At 67.4% G+C, this 15,661-nt stretch carries 14 protein-coding genes; 5 read left to right on the top strand and 9 right to left on the bottom strand.

The window, feature by feature from the left end; genetic code table 11:
* Positions 1–54 precede the first annotated feature (54 nt).
* Both G3M57_RS00725 and G3M57_RS00730 read right to left on the bottom strand, forming a co-directional pair.
* Positions 55–2,241, bottom strand: coding sequence for a 3-hydroxyacyl-CoA dehydrogenase NAD-binding domain-containing protein (locus tag G3M57_RS00725; protein WP_163228373.1), 2,187 nt, complete (start codon positions 2,239–2,241; stop codon positions 55–57).
* A gap of 19 nt (positions 2,242–2,260) precedes the next feature.
* Positions 2,261–3,466: an acetyl-CoA C-acetyltransferase gene (locus G3M57_RS00730; RefSeq protein ID WP_163228374.1), complete on the bottom strand. Its 1,206-nt coding sequence runs from the start codon at positions 3,464–3,466 to the stop codon at positions 2,261–2,263.
* Between the two features lie 81 nt (positions 3,467–3,547).
* Between G3M57_RS00730 and G3M57_RS00735 the strand changes: the two genes are divergently transcribed.
* Positions 3,548–4,480 carry a hypothetical protein gene (locus tag G3M57_RS00735; RefSeq protein ID WP_163228375.1) on the top strand — a complete coding sequence of 311 codons (933 nt, stop codon included), beginning with the start codon at positions 3,548–3,550 and terminating at the stop codon, positions 4,478–4,480.
* Between the two features lie 8 nt (positions 4,481–4,488).
* On the opposite strand, the gene G3M57_RS00740 is transcribed toward G3M57_RS00735, so the two are convergent.
* The 4 genes from G3M57_RS00740 to G3M57_RS00755 form a co-directional block, all read right to left on the bottom strand.
* The gene (locus G3M57_RS00740) at positions 4,489–4,851 is read right to left on the bottom strand and encodes a hypothetical protein (protein ID WP_163228376.1); all 363 of its coding nucleotides are present in this window, start codon (positions 4,849–4,851) and stop codon (positions 4,489–4,491) included.
* Positions 4,851–5,234 carry a hypothetical protein gene (locus G3M57_RS00745; RefSeq protein ID WP_056760933.1) on the bottom strand — a complete coding sequence of 128 codons (384 nt, stop codon included), beginning with the start codon at positions 5,232–5,234 and terminating at the stop codon, positions 4,851–4,853. The genes G3M57_RS00740 and G3M57_RS00745 overlap by 1 nt, the downstream gene beginning before the upstream one ends.
* A gap of 58 nt (positions 5,235–5,292) precedes the next feature.
* Positions 5,293–7,083, bottom strand: a complete 1,791-nt coding sequence (locus G3M57_RS00750; protein ID WP_163228377.1) for an acyl-CoA dehydrogenase C-terminal domain-containing protein — start codon at positions 7,081–7,083, stop codon at positions 5,293–5,295.
* A gap of 103 nt (positions 7,084–7,186) precedes the next feature.
* Complete coding sequence (locus G3M57_RS00755) at positions 7,187–7,666, bottom strand: MerR family transcriptional regulator (RefSeq protein ID WP_035075726.1); 480 nt, start codon at positions 7,664–7,666, stop codon at positions 7,187–7,189.
* A 190-nt stretch (positions 7,667–7,856) separates the two neighbouring features.
* On the opposite strand from G3M57_RS00755, the gene G3M57_RS00760 reads away from it, so the two are divergent.
* Entirely contained in the window at positions 7,857–8,492 is a 636-nt protein-coding gene (locus G3M57_RS00760) for a S24 family peptidase (RefSeq protein WP_163228378.1), read from the top strand.
* A gap of 6 nt (positions 8,493–8,498) precedes the next feature.
* On the opposite strand, the gene G3M57_RS00765 is transcribed toward G3M57_RS00760, so the two are convergent.
* Together G3M57_RS00765 and G3M57_RS00770 are read right to left on the bottom strand one after the other, a co-directional pair.
* A complete protein-coding gene (locus tag G3M57_RS00765) occupies positions 8,499–8,708 on the bottom strand; it encodes a hypothetical protein (protein WP_056760923.1) in 210 nt (69 codons plus the stop codon).
* 186 nt (positions 8,709–8,894) lie between these two features.
* A complete protein-coding gene (locus tag G3M57_RS00770; RefSeq protein WP_163228379.1) occupies positions 8,895–9,470 on the bottom strand; it encodes a hypothetical protein in 576 nt (191 codons plus the stop codon).
* Positions 9,471–9,774: 304 nt separating this feature from the next.
* Here G3M57_RS00770 and G3M57_RS00775 point away from each other — a divergent pair, with 304 nt between their 5' ends.
* From G3M57_RS00775 to G3M57_RS00785, 3 genes are all read left to right on the top strand, one after another.
* On the top strand, positions 9,775–10,407 hold the full coding sequence (locus G3M57_RS00775; protein ID WP_163228380.1) for a GntR family transcriptional regulator: 633 nt from the start codon (positions 9,775–9,777) through the stop codon (positions 10,405–10,407).
* 458 nt (positions 10,408–10,865) lie between these two features.
* Positions 10,866–11,537, top strand: a complete 672-nt coding sequence (locus G3M57_RS00780) for a lasso peptide biosynthesis B2 protein (RefSeq protein WP_163228381.1) — start codon at positions 10,866–10,868, stop codon at positions 11,535–11,537.
* Positions 11,537–13,303, top strand: coding sequence for an asparagine synthase C-terminal domain-containing protein (locus G3M57_RS00785; RefSeq protein WP_163228382.1), 1,767 nt, complete (start codon positions 11,537–11,539; stop codon positions 13,301–13,303). Before G3M57_RS00780 ends, G3M57_RS00785 begins: the two co-directional genes overlap by 1 nt.
* On the opposite strand, the gene G3M57_RS00790 is transcribed toward G3M57_RS00785, so the two are convergent.
* Positions 13,216–15,648, bottom strand: coding sequence for a prolyl oligopeptidase family serine peptidase (locus G3M57_RS00790; RefSeq protein ID WP_163228383.1), 2,433 nt, complete (start codon positions 15,646–15,648; stop codon positions 13,216–13,218). The two genes, G3M57_RS00785 and G3M57_RS00790, sit on opposite strands and share 88 nt — an antisense overlap.
* Positions 15,649–15,661: the final 13 nt, after the last annotated feature.

Genomic DNA, 15,661 nt, shown 5'->3' on the forward strand with positions numbered 1-15,661 from the left:
AAGGGCTCGCCTTAATCGGCGAGCCCTTTACAGAGTAAGAAATCGACGAGCGGCTTAGGCTGCCGCGCGCTCCTTGGCCCCGAACCGGCCGTAGAAAGTCTCGCCCTTGGCGGCCATGTCGCGCAGCAATTGTGGCGGCGAGAAACGCGCGCCGTGCTTCTGCGCCAAAGCGTCGCAGGCCTTAACAAATTCGGCTGCGCCCAGGCCGTCGATCAGGCTGATCGGGCCGCCCGTCCAGGGCGCGAAGCCCCAGCCCAGGATGGCGCCGACATCGGCCTCGCGCGGATCGGTGATCACGCCCTCCTCGAAGCAGCGGGCGGCTTCCACGGCCTGGCGATAGAGGAGCCGGGTGCGGATCTCCTCGATGCCGACCTTGTCGACCTCGGCGATCCTGACCGGCGCCAGGTCGGACAGGCCTTTCCACAGAACCTTGGGACCGTTTTCCGGATAGTCGTAGAAGCCCTTGCCGTTCTTGCGGCCATAGCGGCCCTCGCCCTCGACCATCTTCTCGATGATCGTGGTGAAGGGACGCTCCTCGTACTTGTCGCCCAGGTCCTTCTTGGTCTGCTGGGCGATCTTGTAGGAGAGGTCCAGCGCGACGTCGTCGTGCATCTCCAGCGGACCACGTGGCATGCCGGTGGCCCGGCCGACATTGTCGATGATGGCCGGGGCGTAGCCGTCGGACAGCAGTTCCATGCCTTCCTGCACGAAGGTGCCGAAGCAGCGGCTGGTGTAGAAGCCGCGGCTGTCGTTGACGACGATCGGGGTCTTCTTGATCTTCAGGACGTAGTCGATCGACTTGGCCAGGGCCTCCTGGGAGGTCTCCTCGCCCATGATCAGCTCGACCAGGCCCATCTTGTCGACCGGCGAGAAGAAGTGGATGCCGATGAACGACGCGGGACGCACCGAGGCCTTGGCCAAGCCGGTGATCGGCAGGGTCGAGGTGTTGGAGCCGAAGATCGCGGTGTCGGCCAGTTGGGCCTCGGCCTTCCGGGTCACCTCGGCCTTGACGTCGCGGTTTTCGAACACGGCCTCGACCACCAGGTCGCTGCCCTTGACGCTGGCGTAGTCGGCGGTGGGGTGGATCAGGGCGAGGATGGCCTCGCCCTTCTCCTGGGTCATCTTTCCTCGCGAAACGGCCTTCTTGACCAGGCCCTCGGCGTAGCCCTTGCCCTTGTCGGCGGCTTCCTGGGTCTGGTCGATCAGCACCGTCTCGATGCCGGCCATCGCCTGGACGTAGGCGATGCCCGCGCCCATCATGCCGGCGCCCAGAACGGCCACTTTCTTGACGTCGTAGTGCGGCACGCCGGCCGGCCGGCCCGAGCCCTTGCCCAGCTCTTGGAGAGACAGGAACAGGGTGCGGATCATCCCCTTGGCCTGGGGCGACATCAGGGTCTTGAGGAAGTAGCGGGTCTCGATGCGGATCGCCGCGTCGAACGGCACCTGCAGGCCCTCGTAGACCGCCTTCATGATGTTCAGCTGGGCGGGATAGTTGCCGTAGGTCTGCTTGCGCAGCATGGCGTTGCCCATGATGAATACCTGGCTGCCGCTGGCCGTGTAGGGCCCGCCACCGGGAATCTTGAAGTCCTTTTTGTCCCATGGCGCGACCGCGTCGCCCTTGGTCTTGACCCAGGTCTTGGCCGCCTCGACCACCTGGTCGGCGGGAACCACCTCATGCACGACCTTGAAGCCCAGGGCTTCGGCCGGCTTCATCGACTTGCCCTCCAGCAGGAAGGGGGCGGCGGCCATCACGCCCATCAGGCGGGTCAGGCGCTGGGTGCCGCCGCCGCCCGGCAGCAGGCCGACCTTGGCCTCCGGCAGGGACAGCTGGATCTTCGGGTTGTCGGCGACCACGCGGTAGTGGCAGGCCAGGGTCATTTCCAGGCCGCCGCCCATCGCCAGGCCGTTGATCGCGGCGGCGACCGGCTTGCCGCCGGTCTCGAGCGCGCGGAAGGCCTTGTTCAGGGCGAAGCCGGCCTCGAACGCCGCCTTCAGGTCGCCCGAACCGAAGCCGCCCTCGGCCCCGCCCAGTTCGCCCAGGTCGGCGCCGGCGCAGAAGCCGGTGGTCTTGCCCGAGGTGATCACCGCGCCCTTGATGGCGGCGTCGGACTTGAGGGTCTCGACCACTTCACCGATCTCGCGGATCACCGAGGCGGTCAGGGTGTTCATCGAGCGGCCGGGCACGTCGAAGGTGACCAGGGCGATGCCGTCGCCGTCGACCTCGATCTTGAAGTTTTCCATTGTCGTTGGTCCTTGGATCTTAGACGCGTTCGATGACGGTGGCGGTGCCCATGCCGGCGCCGACGCACAGGGTGATCAGGGCGGTTTCCTTGTCCGAGCGCTCCAGCTCGTCGACCATGGCGCCCAGGATCATCGCGCCGGTGGCGCCCAGCGGGTGGCCCATGGCGATGGCGCCGCCGTTCACGTTCATCTTGTCGTGCGGGATGTTCAGCGCCTGCATCATGCGCAGGACGACGGCGGCGAAGGCTTCGTTCAGCTCGTAGAGGTCGATGTCCTTGACCTCCATCTTCAGCTTCTTGAGCAGCTTCTCGGTGACCAGCGACGGACCGGTCAGCATGATCGAGGGCTCCGACCCGATCGAGGCCGCGCCCTTGATCCGGGCGCGGGCCTTCAGGCCCAGGGCCTCGCCCATCTCCTTGGTGCCGATCAGCACGCCCGCGGCGCCGTCGACGATGCCCGAGCTGTTGCCGGCGTGGTGGACGTGGTTGACCTTTTCCACCTGCGGATAGCGCTGGGTGACCACGGCGTCGAAGGCCATGTCGCCCATGCCCTGGAACGAGGGGTTCAGCGAGGCGAGGGTCTGCATGGTGGTGTTCCCACGCACGGTCTCGTCATGGTCCAGGATCGTCAGGCCCAACTGGTCCTTCACGGCGATTACCGACTTCTTGAAGCGGCCGTCGGCCCACGAGGCGGCGGCGCGCTTCTGGCTCTCGACGGCGTAGGCGTCGACGTCGTCGCGCGAGAAGCCGTACAGGGTGGCGATCAGGTCGGCCGACACGCCTTGCGGCGCGAAATAGGTCTTGAAGGCCGAGGACGGGTCGGTGGGCCAGGCGCCGCCGTCGCTGCCCATGGGCACGCGGCTCATGCTCTCGACGCCGCCGCCGATGGCCAGCTGGGCCTCGCCCGAGGCGACCTTGGCCGCGGCCATGTTCACCGCTTCCAGGCCGGAGGCGCAGAAGCGGTTGATCTGCACGCCGGCGACGCTCTCGGCGTAGTCGGCGGTCAGCACCGCGGTGCGGGCGATGTCACTGCCCTGTTCGCCGACCGGGGCGACGCAGCCCAGGACGACGTCGTCGACATACGAGGTGTCCAGGCCATTGCGATCGCGCAGGCTTTCCAGGACCTGGGTGGCCAGGGACAGGGCGGTGATCTCATGCAGAGACCCGTCCTTCTTGCCCTTGCCGCGCGGCGTGCGCACGGCGTCGAAGATGTAAGCGTCGGCCATTTGATGGCTCCTTCCTGCGTAGGCTTGGAGGGTTCGTTAACCAAAAGAGCGTCTGATTCCGGGGGTTTGGAGATCAGGACGATGACGGCAGCCGAGCGCTCGACGGACGTGGCCCACCCGGTGGTGAGCGACTTCATCGCGCGCGGCTATCATGTGTTTGACGGCGGTGTGGATCCGGCGGCGGCGAGCGCCCTGCTGGCCAAAATCCGCGCGCTGCGGACGTTCGACGCGGACCTTTTCCTCTCGGAAGCCGAGTTCGACGCCGACCCGCAATATATCGGGGTGAACCCCGCGCCCGGCCGCAACCTGCTGGAGCGGTTCGAGGACGACCTGGCGTTCGTTGAGACGGACCCCGCGATCGTCGCCGCCCTGACCGCCCTGCTGGGCGACGGCTACGAGATCCTGCTCAAGAAGCTGATCTGCGGCGTGCCCGCCAGCGTCGTGCCCGATTGGCTGAAGGCCCGTATCGCCGGCAATCCGGTCAACAACCTGGGCGCCTATGTGAAGGCCCCGTTCCGGGACATCACCTATTTCTACGGCATCGACTTCCATCAGGACCTGATCGACTACAAGGACCGGGAAGCCGACTTCATCACCCTGTACGTCTACCTGCACGACGTGGGGACGCACGACGCCCCGCTGTTCCTGCTGGAGGACAGCCACATGCTGGGTGGGACGTTGTTCCCACACGACCTGACCAAAAACGAAGTCGGCTGGCTCTATCGTGACGGGCGCGGCCATGAGGTCCAAACCCGGCAGCACCTGCTGACAGGCAAGACGGGCTACGCGGCCATGTGGCATGCCTGCACCCTGCACGGCACCCAGCCTGACGCCGCCGACAACGAGCGCCTCTCCCTGCGCTACCTGATCGCCCGCAAGCCGGGCTTGGCGGCGCCGGGCATGGACGCGGTCAACGCCACCCTGCTGGGGCCGCTCAGCCTGGAAGCCACGCGCCAGGACCTGGACGCGCGGGGCGCGGCCCAGATCAAGGCCAACAGCGTCAACAAGGCCTAGGGGCTGGATCACTTCCAGCTTCCGATTGGCGATCTGGCGATTGGCGCGCAGGCCAGACCTCGGGCCGTGGCCTTGGCGCTGTAGGTCACGCGATAGCCGAACTCAGGCGCAGGCAGGGCGCAGGCCTTGAACCCTGGCGTGGTCACCGACAAGGCCCAGTCGGCCACCTTCGAGCGCAGCAGGTTGTTGCACTGGTCGACATTGACCTTCAGCGGCAGCTCGAAGTCGCCTGGCGGTTTGGAGCCGGGCCGCTTGGACACCAGCCTGCCCGTGAAGAACAGCGGGCGAGGACCGGCGGCGCGGACGCAGACGACCGCCGAGCGGCTGTCGGCGGCGACCTGGGCGGGCGGCGGGGCGACGGCGATCAGCATCAGCGGGTCTCCTTGCAGGTCAGCCGGCCAAACAGGCTCTTGCGATAGATGAACGTCAGGCGCTGGCCGGGACGGGGCGGCGCCGTCACGCGGCAAAGGGCGTCGCCGTGGCGGTCAACGGGCAGGTCGCCGGCCGCCGCCGGCTGGCCCGACCAGACCACCATCTGCGGCTTGGCCAAGGAGAGCGCGTCGAAGGTGGCGCAGCCGGTCTGGCCGGCGGCGACGACGGGAAACGGGATCTGCGCCACCGGTTCGCGATAGGTGAGGCTGGTCCCCGACAGCTTGGCCGAGGTGGTCTTGAAGCGGCCGTCGTGCACCAGTCCGTGCGCGGCCGTGTCGGTCGCGTTGGTCAGGCACAGGACGACGGCGGCTTCAAGCAGCATGGCTAGAACGCCCTCGCGATCGAGCCGCAGCGGTCGATAACGTCGAGCACGCCCATGATCAGAAGGCCTCCGCCGGCAGGGCCATCAGCGTCTCCGAACCCGTCTTCAGCTTGGCCAGGTGAGCGCCCGCGTCAGGCAGGATGCGCTCGATGAAGTATCTGGCCGTGACGACCTTGGTCGTGAAGAAAGGATCCGTCGAGCCGGCGGCGATCTTGGCGTTGGCCGCCTTGACCATCAGGCACCACATGTAGGCCAGGCCCGTCAGGCCGAAGAGGTGCATGTAGTCGGTCGAGGCAGCCCCGGCGTTGTCGGGGTTCTGCAGGCCGTTCTGCATCAACCACATCGTGCCGTCCTGCAACTGGGCCTTTACCCCGGCCAGGGCGTCGACGAACGGCTTCAGCTCGGCGTCGCCGTCGTTCTCGCCGACGAACTGGTCGATCTCCTGGAAGAAGGTCATCACGCCGCGGCCGCCCTTGGAGGCGAGCTTGCGGCCGACCAGGTCCAGGGCCTGGATGCCGTTGGTGCCTTCGTAGATCAGGGCGATGCGGACGTCGCGCAGGTACTGGCTGGCCGGGAAATGCTCGGTGAAGCCGCTGCCGCCGTGCACCTGCATGGCGTCCGAGCAGATCTTGAAACCCTTGTCGGTCAGGTAGCCTTTCAGCACCGGCGTCATCAGGCCCATATAATCCTCGGCCTTGGCGCGGACGGCCTCGTCGGGATGGTGGTGGGCCAGGTCGCCGTGCAGGGCGGTCCAGAACAGGAAGGCGCGGCCGCCTTCGATCAGGGCCTTGCTCTCCAGCAGCATGCGGCGCACGTCCGGGTGGACGATGATCGGGTCGGCCGGGCCGTCGGGGTTCTTCGGGCCGGTCAGCGAGCGCCCTTGCAGGCGGTCCTTGGCGAAGGCGGCGGCGGCCTGGTAGGCGGCCTCGGCCTGGGCGATGCCCTGCAGGCCGACGCCCAGCCGGGCCTCGTTCATCATCACGAACATCAGCTTCAGGCCGCTGTTCTCCTCGCCGATCAGCCAGCCCTTGGCGTCCTCGTACTGCATCACGCAGGTGGCGTTGCCGTGGATGCCCATCTTCTCCTCGAGGCCGACGCACTTGACGCCCTCGTTGCGCTCGCCGACCGAACCGTCGGCCTTGGGCAGGAACTTCGGCACGATGAACAGGCTGATGCCCTTCACGCCGGCGGGGGCGCCCTCGATACGGGCCAGCACCAGGTGGACGATGTTGTCCGACATGTCGTGCTCGCCGGCGCTGATCCAGATCTTCTGGCCGGTGATGCGATAGCTGCCGTCGGCTTCCGGAACCGCCTTGGTGCGCAGCAGGCCCAGGTCCGTGCCGCAGTGCGGCTCGGTCAGGTTCATGGTGCCGGTCCATTCGCCCGAGATCATCTTGGGCAGGTAGGTCTGCTTCTGGGCGTCGCTGCCGCCGGTGTGGATGGCCGAATAGGCGCCGTGAGCCAGGCCCGGATACATCGAGAAAGCCATGTTGGCCGAGCTCGACATCTCGCTGAACGACAGGTTGACGACGTGAGGCAGGCCCTGGCCGCCGTAAGCGGGATCCGAGCCCAGGCCTGTCCAGCCGCCTTCGCACAGCTGCTTGTAGGCTTCCTTGAAGCCATCCGGCGTCTTGACGGTGAAGTCCTTGTTCCAGACGCAGCCCTGCTTGTCGCCGACGCTGTTCAGCGGAGCCAGAACCTCGCCGGTGAACTGGGCGGCGGCCTCGAGAATCTGCTCGACGGTCTCGAACGGCGCATCGGCGAAGCTGGGCAGGGCGCCGTGCTGATCGATGTCGAGCACGTCGCGCAGGATGAAGGCGTGATCGCGAACGGGCGGCTGGTAGGTCATGAAGCGGTCCTGGTCAGTCGGATCGGGGAATGGCGGGTCGGGGAGGAAAGAGGCGGCCTTCGCGCGTCGTTCCGGTCTTGAAGGAACAGCGCGGATCTTAGGTCTACTTGCCCAACGCGGCGTCCTGGTGACCGTCAAGCCGGGCGCGCAGCACCTGGTCGTAGTCGGCGGCGCGAGGCAGCAGGTCCGGGCGGATCTCGGCCAGGCGCTTTTCGAGGCGGGCGCACGCTTCGCGCAATTCGATCAACGCCCCATCGATGTCCTCGCGCTGCTGCTCCAGCGCGGTGGCGCGCTCGCGGAACTTCTTCAGCGATCGGGCCATCTGGGCCGCGCCGTCGTCGTTCTCGTCATAAAGGTCCAGCAGTTCACGGATCTCCGACAGCGACAGGCCCACACGTTTGCCGCGCAGGATCAGCTGCAGACGGACGCGGTCCTTGTGGGAATAGACCCGGTTGAGGCCTTCGCGCGCGGGGGTCAGCAGGCCCTTGTCTTCGTAGAAGCGCAGAGCGCGCGGCGTAGCTTTGAACTCGTTGCACAGCTGGCGGATTGTAAAGGTGCGTTCCGGACGTCGCAGGTCGGCCAACATTTGAACCCTCCCTGGGCAGGCCCGGCTTCTGCGGCCGAGCCGGTTGGTTATCGCCGATCACCATATGCCTGAGACAATCTGTCGTCAACGTTTACGTAAACGTCAACTTGGTCGCGGGTGGTTAGGTTTACTTTCCTAGGTCGGAGGCATATTTTCCGGGACCTACGCGGCCAGGAAGCAGCTCGCCATGTCGTCTCTGTCGCATGCAAAAATCTGGACCGCGATCGACGCCCTGGCCAAGCGGTTGGACATGAGCCCTTCGGCCATGGCCAAGATGGCGGGGCTGGATCCCACCAGTTTCAATCGCTCCAAGCGCGGCGAGGGCGGCTCGCGGCCGCGCTGGCCATCGACGGAGAGCCTGGCCAAGGTGCTGGAGGCGACGGGGGTCGGGTTCTCGGAGTTCGCGGCCCTGACCGAGCGGGCGCCCAAGCCCAATCCCCGGGCCGTGCCTCTGATCGGGTTCGCCCAGGCGACGGCCGAGGATGTCTTCGACGAGACCGGCGCGCCGCTGGGCGCCGCGTGGGACGAAATCGATTTTCCGGGTTTGGTCGACGAGGGCGTCTACGCCCTGGAGATCGCCGGCGACGCCTTGGCTCCGGTCTTTCGCGACGGCGACCGCATCCTGGTCTCGCCGTCGGTCGAGCCGCGTCGGGGTGACCGGGTGGTGGTGCGGACCACGGGCGGCGAACTGCTGGTCAAGGAACTGGCCCGGGTCACGGCCCGCAGCGTTGAACTGGCTTGGCTGAACCAGACCGCCGGGGACCGGACGCTGGATCTCACCGAGGTGGTCTGGATCGCCCGTATCCTGTGGGCCAGCCAGTAACCCGGATCAGGTGCGCGGGCAGTCCGCGTGCTTGCTTTGCAGCCAGGCGGTCAGGTCGCCTTCCCAGGGCGCGTCGCACGAGATGTCGACCCGGTAAGACGCCCAGTTGTCGTTATGGGCGGCCTCGACGTGCGCGGTAGGGAACTGGGTGGCCAGTTCGCCGAGCAATGAGTCGAATTCCGAGCGGTCCGAAGGGCGGAGGGTGAAGCAAGCCATGAGACTAACCTTGGTTCTGATGAAACCAGACTAGGCTACAAAGTGCGGACAGACCCTTAACCGGCAGTTCAGACTCCGTTCATCTGTTGGGTCATGGTGTCGCAGGGCGGAAGTTGGCTCTGATTGTCAGTGCATCGGTGGCCAGCCGACGCGTCGACGGTGGCTCGGGCGCGACGCGAGATGAATTCATCGAGCTGAGCCGTCTGCGTCCTCATCGCCATCCACTTCGTCTTGGCGGCGACCATCCTCGGGGACCGGACCGAGCCTGGCGGGGTCGAGGGTTTGGGGCGGCTGATCGCAATCAGGATGATGGCCGCCGCGCGCCAAGAGGGCGTCGCTTTCGGCCTGGGCGGCCAGCGCCTCGGCCGCCAGCGTCTTAAACATGGCGCGATAGGCTCTGGCCCATACCGTGGTCTCCAGGCGGGCGATCGCTGGCCCCGTCTCCTCGACGAAATCCTCCAGCGCGATCATGTAAGCCAGCATGGCCTTGTTCTGCGCGACATAGGCGGCGAACTCCGGATGGCCGATGTGCACGGCCGCCAGCACCCCGATCGGATCACAGTCGATCGCTGGCCCAAACCTCATGACATGGCCGATGTTAAGCTGCCCGCCGCCGGCCTCGAAATGCTGGTAACCGCGCAGCGAAAGGCCTAGCGCCCTGGCCAGGTCGCGGGATGTCGCGGGCCGGATCTTGCGAACCGCCCTCAGGGCGCGCGAGAGGAGCTGACCGCGCCGTTTGTCGTCTGAGTCGTTATCCCTCATCAAATCCACGCTTAAGCAATCTACCTAGGGTGTAGCAAGCCCGGATGGCGGGCGAAGACCCTGTCGCGCCTCGCCTCGCATCGGCGCTTGGATCCGTCGCCTAAGGTGAGTCCGCGCGTCACATCATGCCAGCAAGCATTGCGCAGATCTTGACGCGCAATATATTTGCGCCGTCGCGCAACATTCCGGCGTAATACCGTTCGCCATGTCACCCTATCCTTAGGTTGATCTCTAATGATATTGCGACTATTTGTGAATTGGTGACGCGCTGTTGTTTCGCTCAGCGCGTAGTGTGGAGAGTCGCGTGAAGGGCCGTGCGTCCGGAAAGCCAAGAGATCCCTTCAGCGCCGCGCTCGACGCCCTGAAGGCGGAGCTAAGAAACGGTCGTCTTGTTCTTGGCGAGCCGCTGACGATCACCGAATTGGCCCAGTCGCTCGGCCTTTCGGCGACACCGGTGCGCGAGGCGCTCTCGCGTTTGGCCGGAGCGGGGCTCATCGAAGATCGGCGCGGACGCGGCTACGTCGCGCCGCGCTATGAGGTCTCCGATCTTGAGGAGCTGTATGGTTTGCGGCGGCTCTATCTGGACGAAGCGCTGAGGGCCGGCGAAATGACCGATCCGCCACCAGGGTCTGAGACCACGGTCCGGCGGGCGTCAGCGGGCGACCAACTCACCGATTTGCTCGATTGGATCGCCGCCCAGGCCGGCAATCGGGCCCTGTTCGACGCCTATCGCCAAGTCAGTGACCGCCTGGCGCCGGCGGTGCAGGTGGAGGGTCAGGTCTTCGCCCTGGCGGAAGACCTCGCCGGCCTGCGAGCCGTGCTGACCGAGCGGGTCAAGTGCTCGGCGGTGTTGGTTGATTTGCACGATGCGCGGCGGCGACGCGCACCGGAATTAGTACGCGCAATGCGGGCGAATGCAAATATAGCGTCGTTATAGCTGCAATATACTGCCAATGCAGAGCCGGCGGTGCGCCTGATGGGATGCCGCAATAACGCGGCTTACTTCCTGAAGGAGCGTGTCATGACCAAGACCCGCAAGTTCCAGCTCGTTCGTGTCGGCGACGCCAAGGTCCTTACCCGTGGCGAATTCGGCGTCGGCGCGGAGTTGGCCACCATGCACAAGGACGAGGGCTGACCTCAGGACCGCCGGCTCTCGTCGGCGGCCCCGGGCGGCCATCACGGCCGCCCGTTCCTTCAGCACATCCCGTCAAGGAGACGATGATGACCAAGCAAGCCAAGACCCGCCTCGTCCGTCTGGGCGACGCCAAGCGCCTGACCAAGGGCGAAATCGGCGTCGGCACGGAGCTGAACGGCCGGGTCGAGCCGCAAGGCTGAACGGGCCAAGACGCCCGATCGGGCCAGCCGCCACAAGGCTGGCCGCTGGGCGGCGCCGGCATGCCGGCGCCGCCTTTCCTGGGGGATCGCCCACTGTTCCTGTCATCCACCACCCACCTGGCCACGATCGGGGACGACATCGTCGTGCTCGATGCGCGGACCAACGCCTATTACTGCCTGCCCGCCGCGGCGGCGGCCGTGCGCGTGGAAGAGGCCGGAGTCGCCTTCGACGATTGCGATCTGGCCGAGCAGTTCGCACAGGCCGGCTTGCTGACCGATCGGCCGCCGCCGCCCAATCCCTCTCCAACACCGCTTCCGTCCCAGGACCTGGGACTGCGCACGGCCGAGCGTGTGCGGCTCGGCGACCTGGCCCTGATCCTTGCAGCCTGGCTGACGATGTTTGTCAGTTATCACCCCGTGGCCTTCGATCGCCTGGTGCGGCGCGGGCGTGACGAGGGGCGGGCGCAGGGGCCGAGCGAACCGACGCAGGAGGTCAAGCGCCTGGTGGCTGCTTTTGAGCGGGTGCTGCCGTGGCTGCCCTTTCAAGGCGTCTGCCTTTACCGCGCCTTTCTGCTCAGGCGGATCCTGCTTTGGCGGGGCCATCGCGCGCGCTGGGTGTTTGGCGTGCACACCTGGCCCTTCCAGGCCCACTGCTGGCTGCAGATCGGCGAGGTGGTTCTCGACGACGCCGCCGATCGCCTGGCCAGCTTCTCACCAATCATGGAGGTCTGATGGACGGTTTCGTCGTGGAGGGCCGCTTTGGCTTTCTGGGCGCGCATGCGCGCGTTGATCCCGCTCCGCTGGCGGCGGCGGGCTGGCGGGAGGCGCGCACGACGCCGCTGACGCGTCTCTTCGTTCGCAACGGCCTTGAGGTGCGCGACACCGCGCGCGGTTGGATCGTCGGCGCGCTGTTCGAGCGCGGGTCAGGCCATCAGGCCTCGGGCGCGCCCGACGCGCTCCAGGATCCGCACGAACCGATCGAGGTCCTCTGCGCAAATCTGGTCCGTTTCTACTGGGGGCGGTACGTGGCCATCTTCCCGACCGAACGGGCGGTGCTGCGTGATCCATCAGGGCATCTGGAGTGCCTGACCTGGAACACCAAGACGGGCTGGGCGGCCGGATCGGCCCCGCCGCAGGCGCCGCTGCCGCCCAGCGCCGCGCCTGCCGACCTGGCGATCGACTGGTCGGCGATCGCGGGCATCGTCGCCGACCTCCCGACGGCGCTGCGACGCGTTCCGCTGCACGGCGTCGAGGCGGTCCTGCCCGGCGAGCTCAGGGGGGGCGGCGCGGCGGCCAAGAGCCAGTTGATCTGGAATCCGGCCGTCTTCGCGCGGCAGCCGCCCGCGTCGTACGAGGTCTCGCGCCGCGCCGTCGTCGACGCGGTCCATGAAAGCCTCCGGGCCGAGCTCGCCTCGGATGATCGGTTGCTCGCCGAGATATCAGGCGGACTGGATTCGGCGATCGTCGCCTCGAGCCTGGTCGCCCATGGCGGCCGAGACAGGACGCGGTTCGTGCATTTTCATGTCGCAGACCCCGGCGGCGAAGAACGCGCCTATGCCCGGCAGGTCGCCGACCAGCTCCAGGCGGATCTCCTGGAGATCGTAAAGCCGGAACTGCAGGTCGACGCCGACATCCTGGCTGAGGTCCCCGTCGGCGTGCGGCCCTCGAACAACGCCGCCGATCACCACTACGACAGAACCATGGCCGCCCTGGCCCAGCGGTCGGGCGCGCGCCGGATCCTGACGGGACAGGGTGGCGACATGGTCTTCTTCCAGAGCCCGTCCCGGCAGGTCGCCGCTGAACTGTGGGGACGCTGGCGGCGCCTGCCCCGCGCCGATCCGCTTTGGCGGCAACTTGAGTGCGCGGCGCGCTGGAACCGCTGTTCCACCTGGTCTCTGATCGGCGAAGCCGCGCGCGAGGCGTTCAGCTCCCGAAAGACGATCGTCAATCCTCATCCCTGGCTTGCCACGACCGTGGCCCCCGCCAAGCAGCGTCAGCTCGAGAGCCTGATCCGGTCGCAGGTCTTTCATGGCGCCAGCCGTCGGGGCCGACAGGCCGCCCTTGTCCATCCGCTGCTCAGCCAGCCGGTGCTGGAGGCGACCCTGGCCGCACCGGTCATCGATCTCGCGCGGGGCGGCCGCGGCCGAGGCCTGGCGCGCGACGCCTTCGCGCACCAAATCCCCGTTTCGGTGCGCGAACGTCGATCGAAGGGGGTGCTGACCCCGTACTACGGCCGGATGATCCTTCGCAGTCTTGGGGCGCTGCGGCCCTTCCTGCTGGATGGGCGGCTGGCCGGGGAGCGCGTCCTGGACCGCGCCTTCGTTGAGGCGATGCTCGATCCGGACAGACTGATCCACCAGGGCGACTATCCCCGCCTGTTCGAGACGATCGCCCTGGAGGCCTATGTGCGTCACTGGGAGGGTCGGTCGCCTTCGGCGGCCGCCGGCGTGGACGGCGCCTCCAACCTGTCGGCCAGCCAGGGCAGAACCTCGGCGTAGATGGCGCGCAGATTGGCCGGGCTGGCCGGCAGGTGACGTTCGCCAAACAGGGTCAGCAGGGTGGCGTCCTTGTTCTGGCGGTAGAGGGCATTGAACATCGCCTGCCCCTGGGCCAGGGCGACATAGTCCTGGTCGCCGTGAATCAGCATGATCGGCGTGGTGACCCTGTCGGCCTGGAACAGCGGGCTGTTGCGTCGGTAGCGCTCGGGGTCTCGCCACGGCGGACCTTTCAGGCCGCCCTGACCGGTCTCGTTGAAGCCCATCTGGTTGGGCGTCGGGCCGCCGCCGTCCGACGCGGTGAGCATATACGGATCCGTCGAGGCCCAGTTGGCCACGAAATCGGACGGCGCGGCCTGGGCGATAATCGCTTTGAACCGGTGGGTGTGGGTCGCGGTGACCAGCGCCGCATAGCCGCCAAAGCTGTGTCCCCACAGCGCCAGCCGGTCAGGATCGGCCAAGCCCTGGGCGAGGACCGCGTCGACGACGGCCAGGATCTCGTCGGCCAGGCCTTCGCCCGGTTCGCCGCGGCTGCGATCGCGTGGCAAGGCCGGAACCAGCACGGCGTAGCCCTGGGCGGCGAGCAGGGGCGCACTGGGGGTCAGGTTATTGGTTCTCAGCGTGAACCGATAGGGAAAGGTCTGCGGCGCCGAACCCGGATAGGGCACCACGATCAGGGGCGGCTTTTGGCCAGGACGCCAGGCTGGCGGCAGAAGCACCCAGCTCTTGAGCATCTGGCCGTTGGCCGCGCGGCTTTCGATAACGCGCACCACGCCCTGGTCGAGCTTGGCCAGGTCGGCGTTGACCGTGATCAGGGCTCGTTGCCGGCCCTGCTCGACGATGCCGATCGTCGCCACACCGCTGGGCGCGCGGGACTCGAAGACCGCACCCAGGCGGGTGACCGCAAGGGGTTTAGCATCCGGTGGAAGCCTGACGAGGTGGCCGGCCAGATCTCCGATCCCAGAGTCAGTGAGCAGCCACGGGCTCTTGGCGCGCAAGACCGCCGACCTTTGTCGAATTCCGGCGGCGACGGCGGAGGGGCGCAGCCAGGCCGAGGCCCTCAGGTCGGTCTGCGTGGCCCTGCCGCTGACGCCGATCCGCCAGACCCGCCCCTGCGCGAGGGCCAGCATCGCGGCGTGACCAACGATCGCGATGCTGTCGGGGCGGCTGGGCAAGGCGCTGGTGAGGTTGATCGGCTTGTCCCGCCCCACGTCATACCAGTCGCCGCGCGAAGCTCCGGCCACCTTGCCGAGCGCGATGGGGCGTGGTCCCAGCCAGTCGGCGCGCACCCGCGCGACACCTTCGGACCCGTAGTCGAAATCGGGGATCAACGCCGCGCCGACCTTCTGAACCGCCTCACGCGACGGATCGATCACCGTCAAGGCGCCGGTCGCCTCGGGCTTGTTCACCGGGTGCTGGAAGACCAGCAGCCGGTCCGCGCCGGGCGCCCAGACCAAGGGCTCGATGAGCGTCGTGCACCGGGGACAGGGGGTTTGGACGGCGCCGGTCCGCAGGTCCACGATCGTTAGCGCGCGACGGCGGCTGGGCGCCATCATCCGCACGGCCGGGACATCGGCGAGACCGACGCGCTCGGCCTCGCCCAGCACGGCGAGGTATCGCCGGCTAGGGGAAAGCTCCAGGTCGAAGAAGCCGCCGGTCGCCAGCACCGTCTGCGTCCCAGTGGCGAGGTCGAACCGCAGGAGGCGCCGGTCCTGGCGCGGCTCTGGAAGCCGGGCCCGGCCGCTGCCCATGACGCTGGCGCTGGCGATCCGTCCCTCCGCCTGCCGGGCCCAGAGCGCCGGGAGGCGCTCGCGGTTTTGCGAATTGAGCTTCTGGTCCACCGGAAGCTCGCCCGGTTCGAGCGCGATCGCCACGAACGCAGTTTCCGACACCCACTGCAGGCTGCGGCCATAGGCGGGTTGGTCGACGCCGAACGGTAGCCAGCGCACCGCGCCGCTCTCCAGGTCGGCGATCCCCGCATCCCAGCGTCCGGCCTTCCAGCGCGAGACGACGATTTGCCGCCCGCTGGGCGAGAACGGGCCGGCCCTATAGCCGGCGCCAGGTTCGGCGGCGAACAATGGACGGGCGCTTTCCCCCGTCGCCAGGTCGGCGACCATCAGGCGGCCGATCCGCGCGTCGGGCGTGTCGAAATCAAACCGCGCAGCCTGATCAAACGGCGCCTGGGTCTCGATCACCAGGCGCCGGCCATCGGGAGACAGGGCGGTAGACCCCAAGTCCTCGAGCTTGAGGAGACGATCCAGGCTCAGGGGTTCAGATTGCGCCGCGGTCGCGGCGAGGATCAGCCAGGCCGCCGCGAGGCGACCCAGCCGTTTTGCTGTAATGATCATGATGAGGCCCCGA

This window comes from Caulobacter rhizosphaerae, from assembly GCF_010977555.1.
Classification (GTDB): Bacteria; Pseudomonadota; Alphaproteobacteria; order Caulobacterales; family Caulobacteraceae; genus Caulobacter; species Caulobacter rhizosphaerae.

Excerpts from the sequence above, each read along its gene's own strand:
- G3M57_RS00725 (WP_163228373.1), bottom strand. The coding sequence starts at position 2,241 with ATGGAAAACTTCAAGATCGAGGTCGACGGCGACGGCATCGCCCTGGTC.
- G3M57_RS00730 (WP_163228374.1), bottom strand. The coding sequence starts at position 3,466 with ATGGCCGACGCTTACATCTTCGACGCCGTGCGCACGCCGCGCGGCAAG.
- G3M57_RS00735 (WP_163228375.1), top strand. The coding sequence starts at position 3,548 with ATGACGGCAGCCGAGCGCTCGACGGACGTGGCCCACCCGGTGGTGAGC.
- G3M57_RS00740 (WP_163228376.1), bottom strand. The coding sequence starts at position 4,851 with ATGCTGATCGCCGTCGCCCCGCCGCCCGCCCAGGTCGCCGCCGACAGC.
- G3M57_RS00745 (WP_056760933.1), bottom strand. The coding sequence starts at position 5,234 with ATGCTGCTTGAAGCCGCCGTCGTCCTGTGCCTGACCAACGCGACCGAC.
- G3M57_RS00750 (WP_163228377.1), bottom strand. The coding sequence starts at position 7,083 with ATGACCTACCAGCCGCCCGTTCGCGATCACGCCTTCATCCTGCGCGAC.
- G3M57_RS00760 (WP_163228378.1), top strand. The coding sequence starts at position 7,857 with ATGTCGTCTCTGTCGCATGCAAAAATCTGGACCGCGATCGACGCCCTG.
- G3M57_RS00765 (WP_056760923.1), bottom strand. The coding sequence starts at position 8,708 with ATGGCTTGCTTCACCCTCCGCCCTTCGGACCGCTCGGAATTCGACTCA.
- G3M57_RS00770 (WP_163228379.1), bottom strand. The coding sequence starts at position 9,470 with ATGAGGGATAACGACTCAGACGACAAACGGCGCGGTCAGCTCCTCTCG.
- G3M57_RS00780 (WP_163228381.1), top strand. The coding sequence starts at position 10,866 with ATGCCGGCGCCGCCTTTCCTGGGGGATCGCCCACTGTTCCTGTCATCC.
- G3M57_RS00785 (WP_163228382.1), top strand. The coding sequence starts at position 11,537 with ATGGACGGTTTCGTCGTGGAGGGCCGCTTTGGCTTTCTGGGCGCGCAT.
- G3M57_RS00790 (WP_163228383.1), bottom strand. The coding sequence starts at position 15,648 with ATGATCATTACAGCAAAACGGCTGGGTCGCCTCGCGGCGGCCTGGCTG.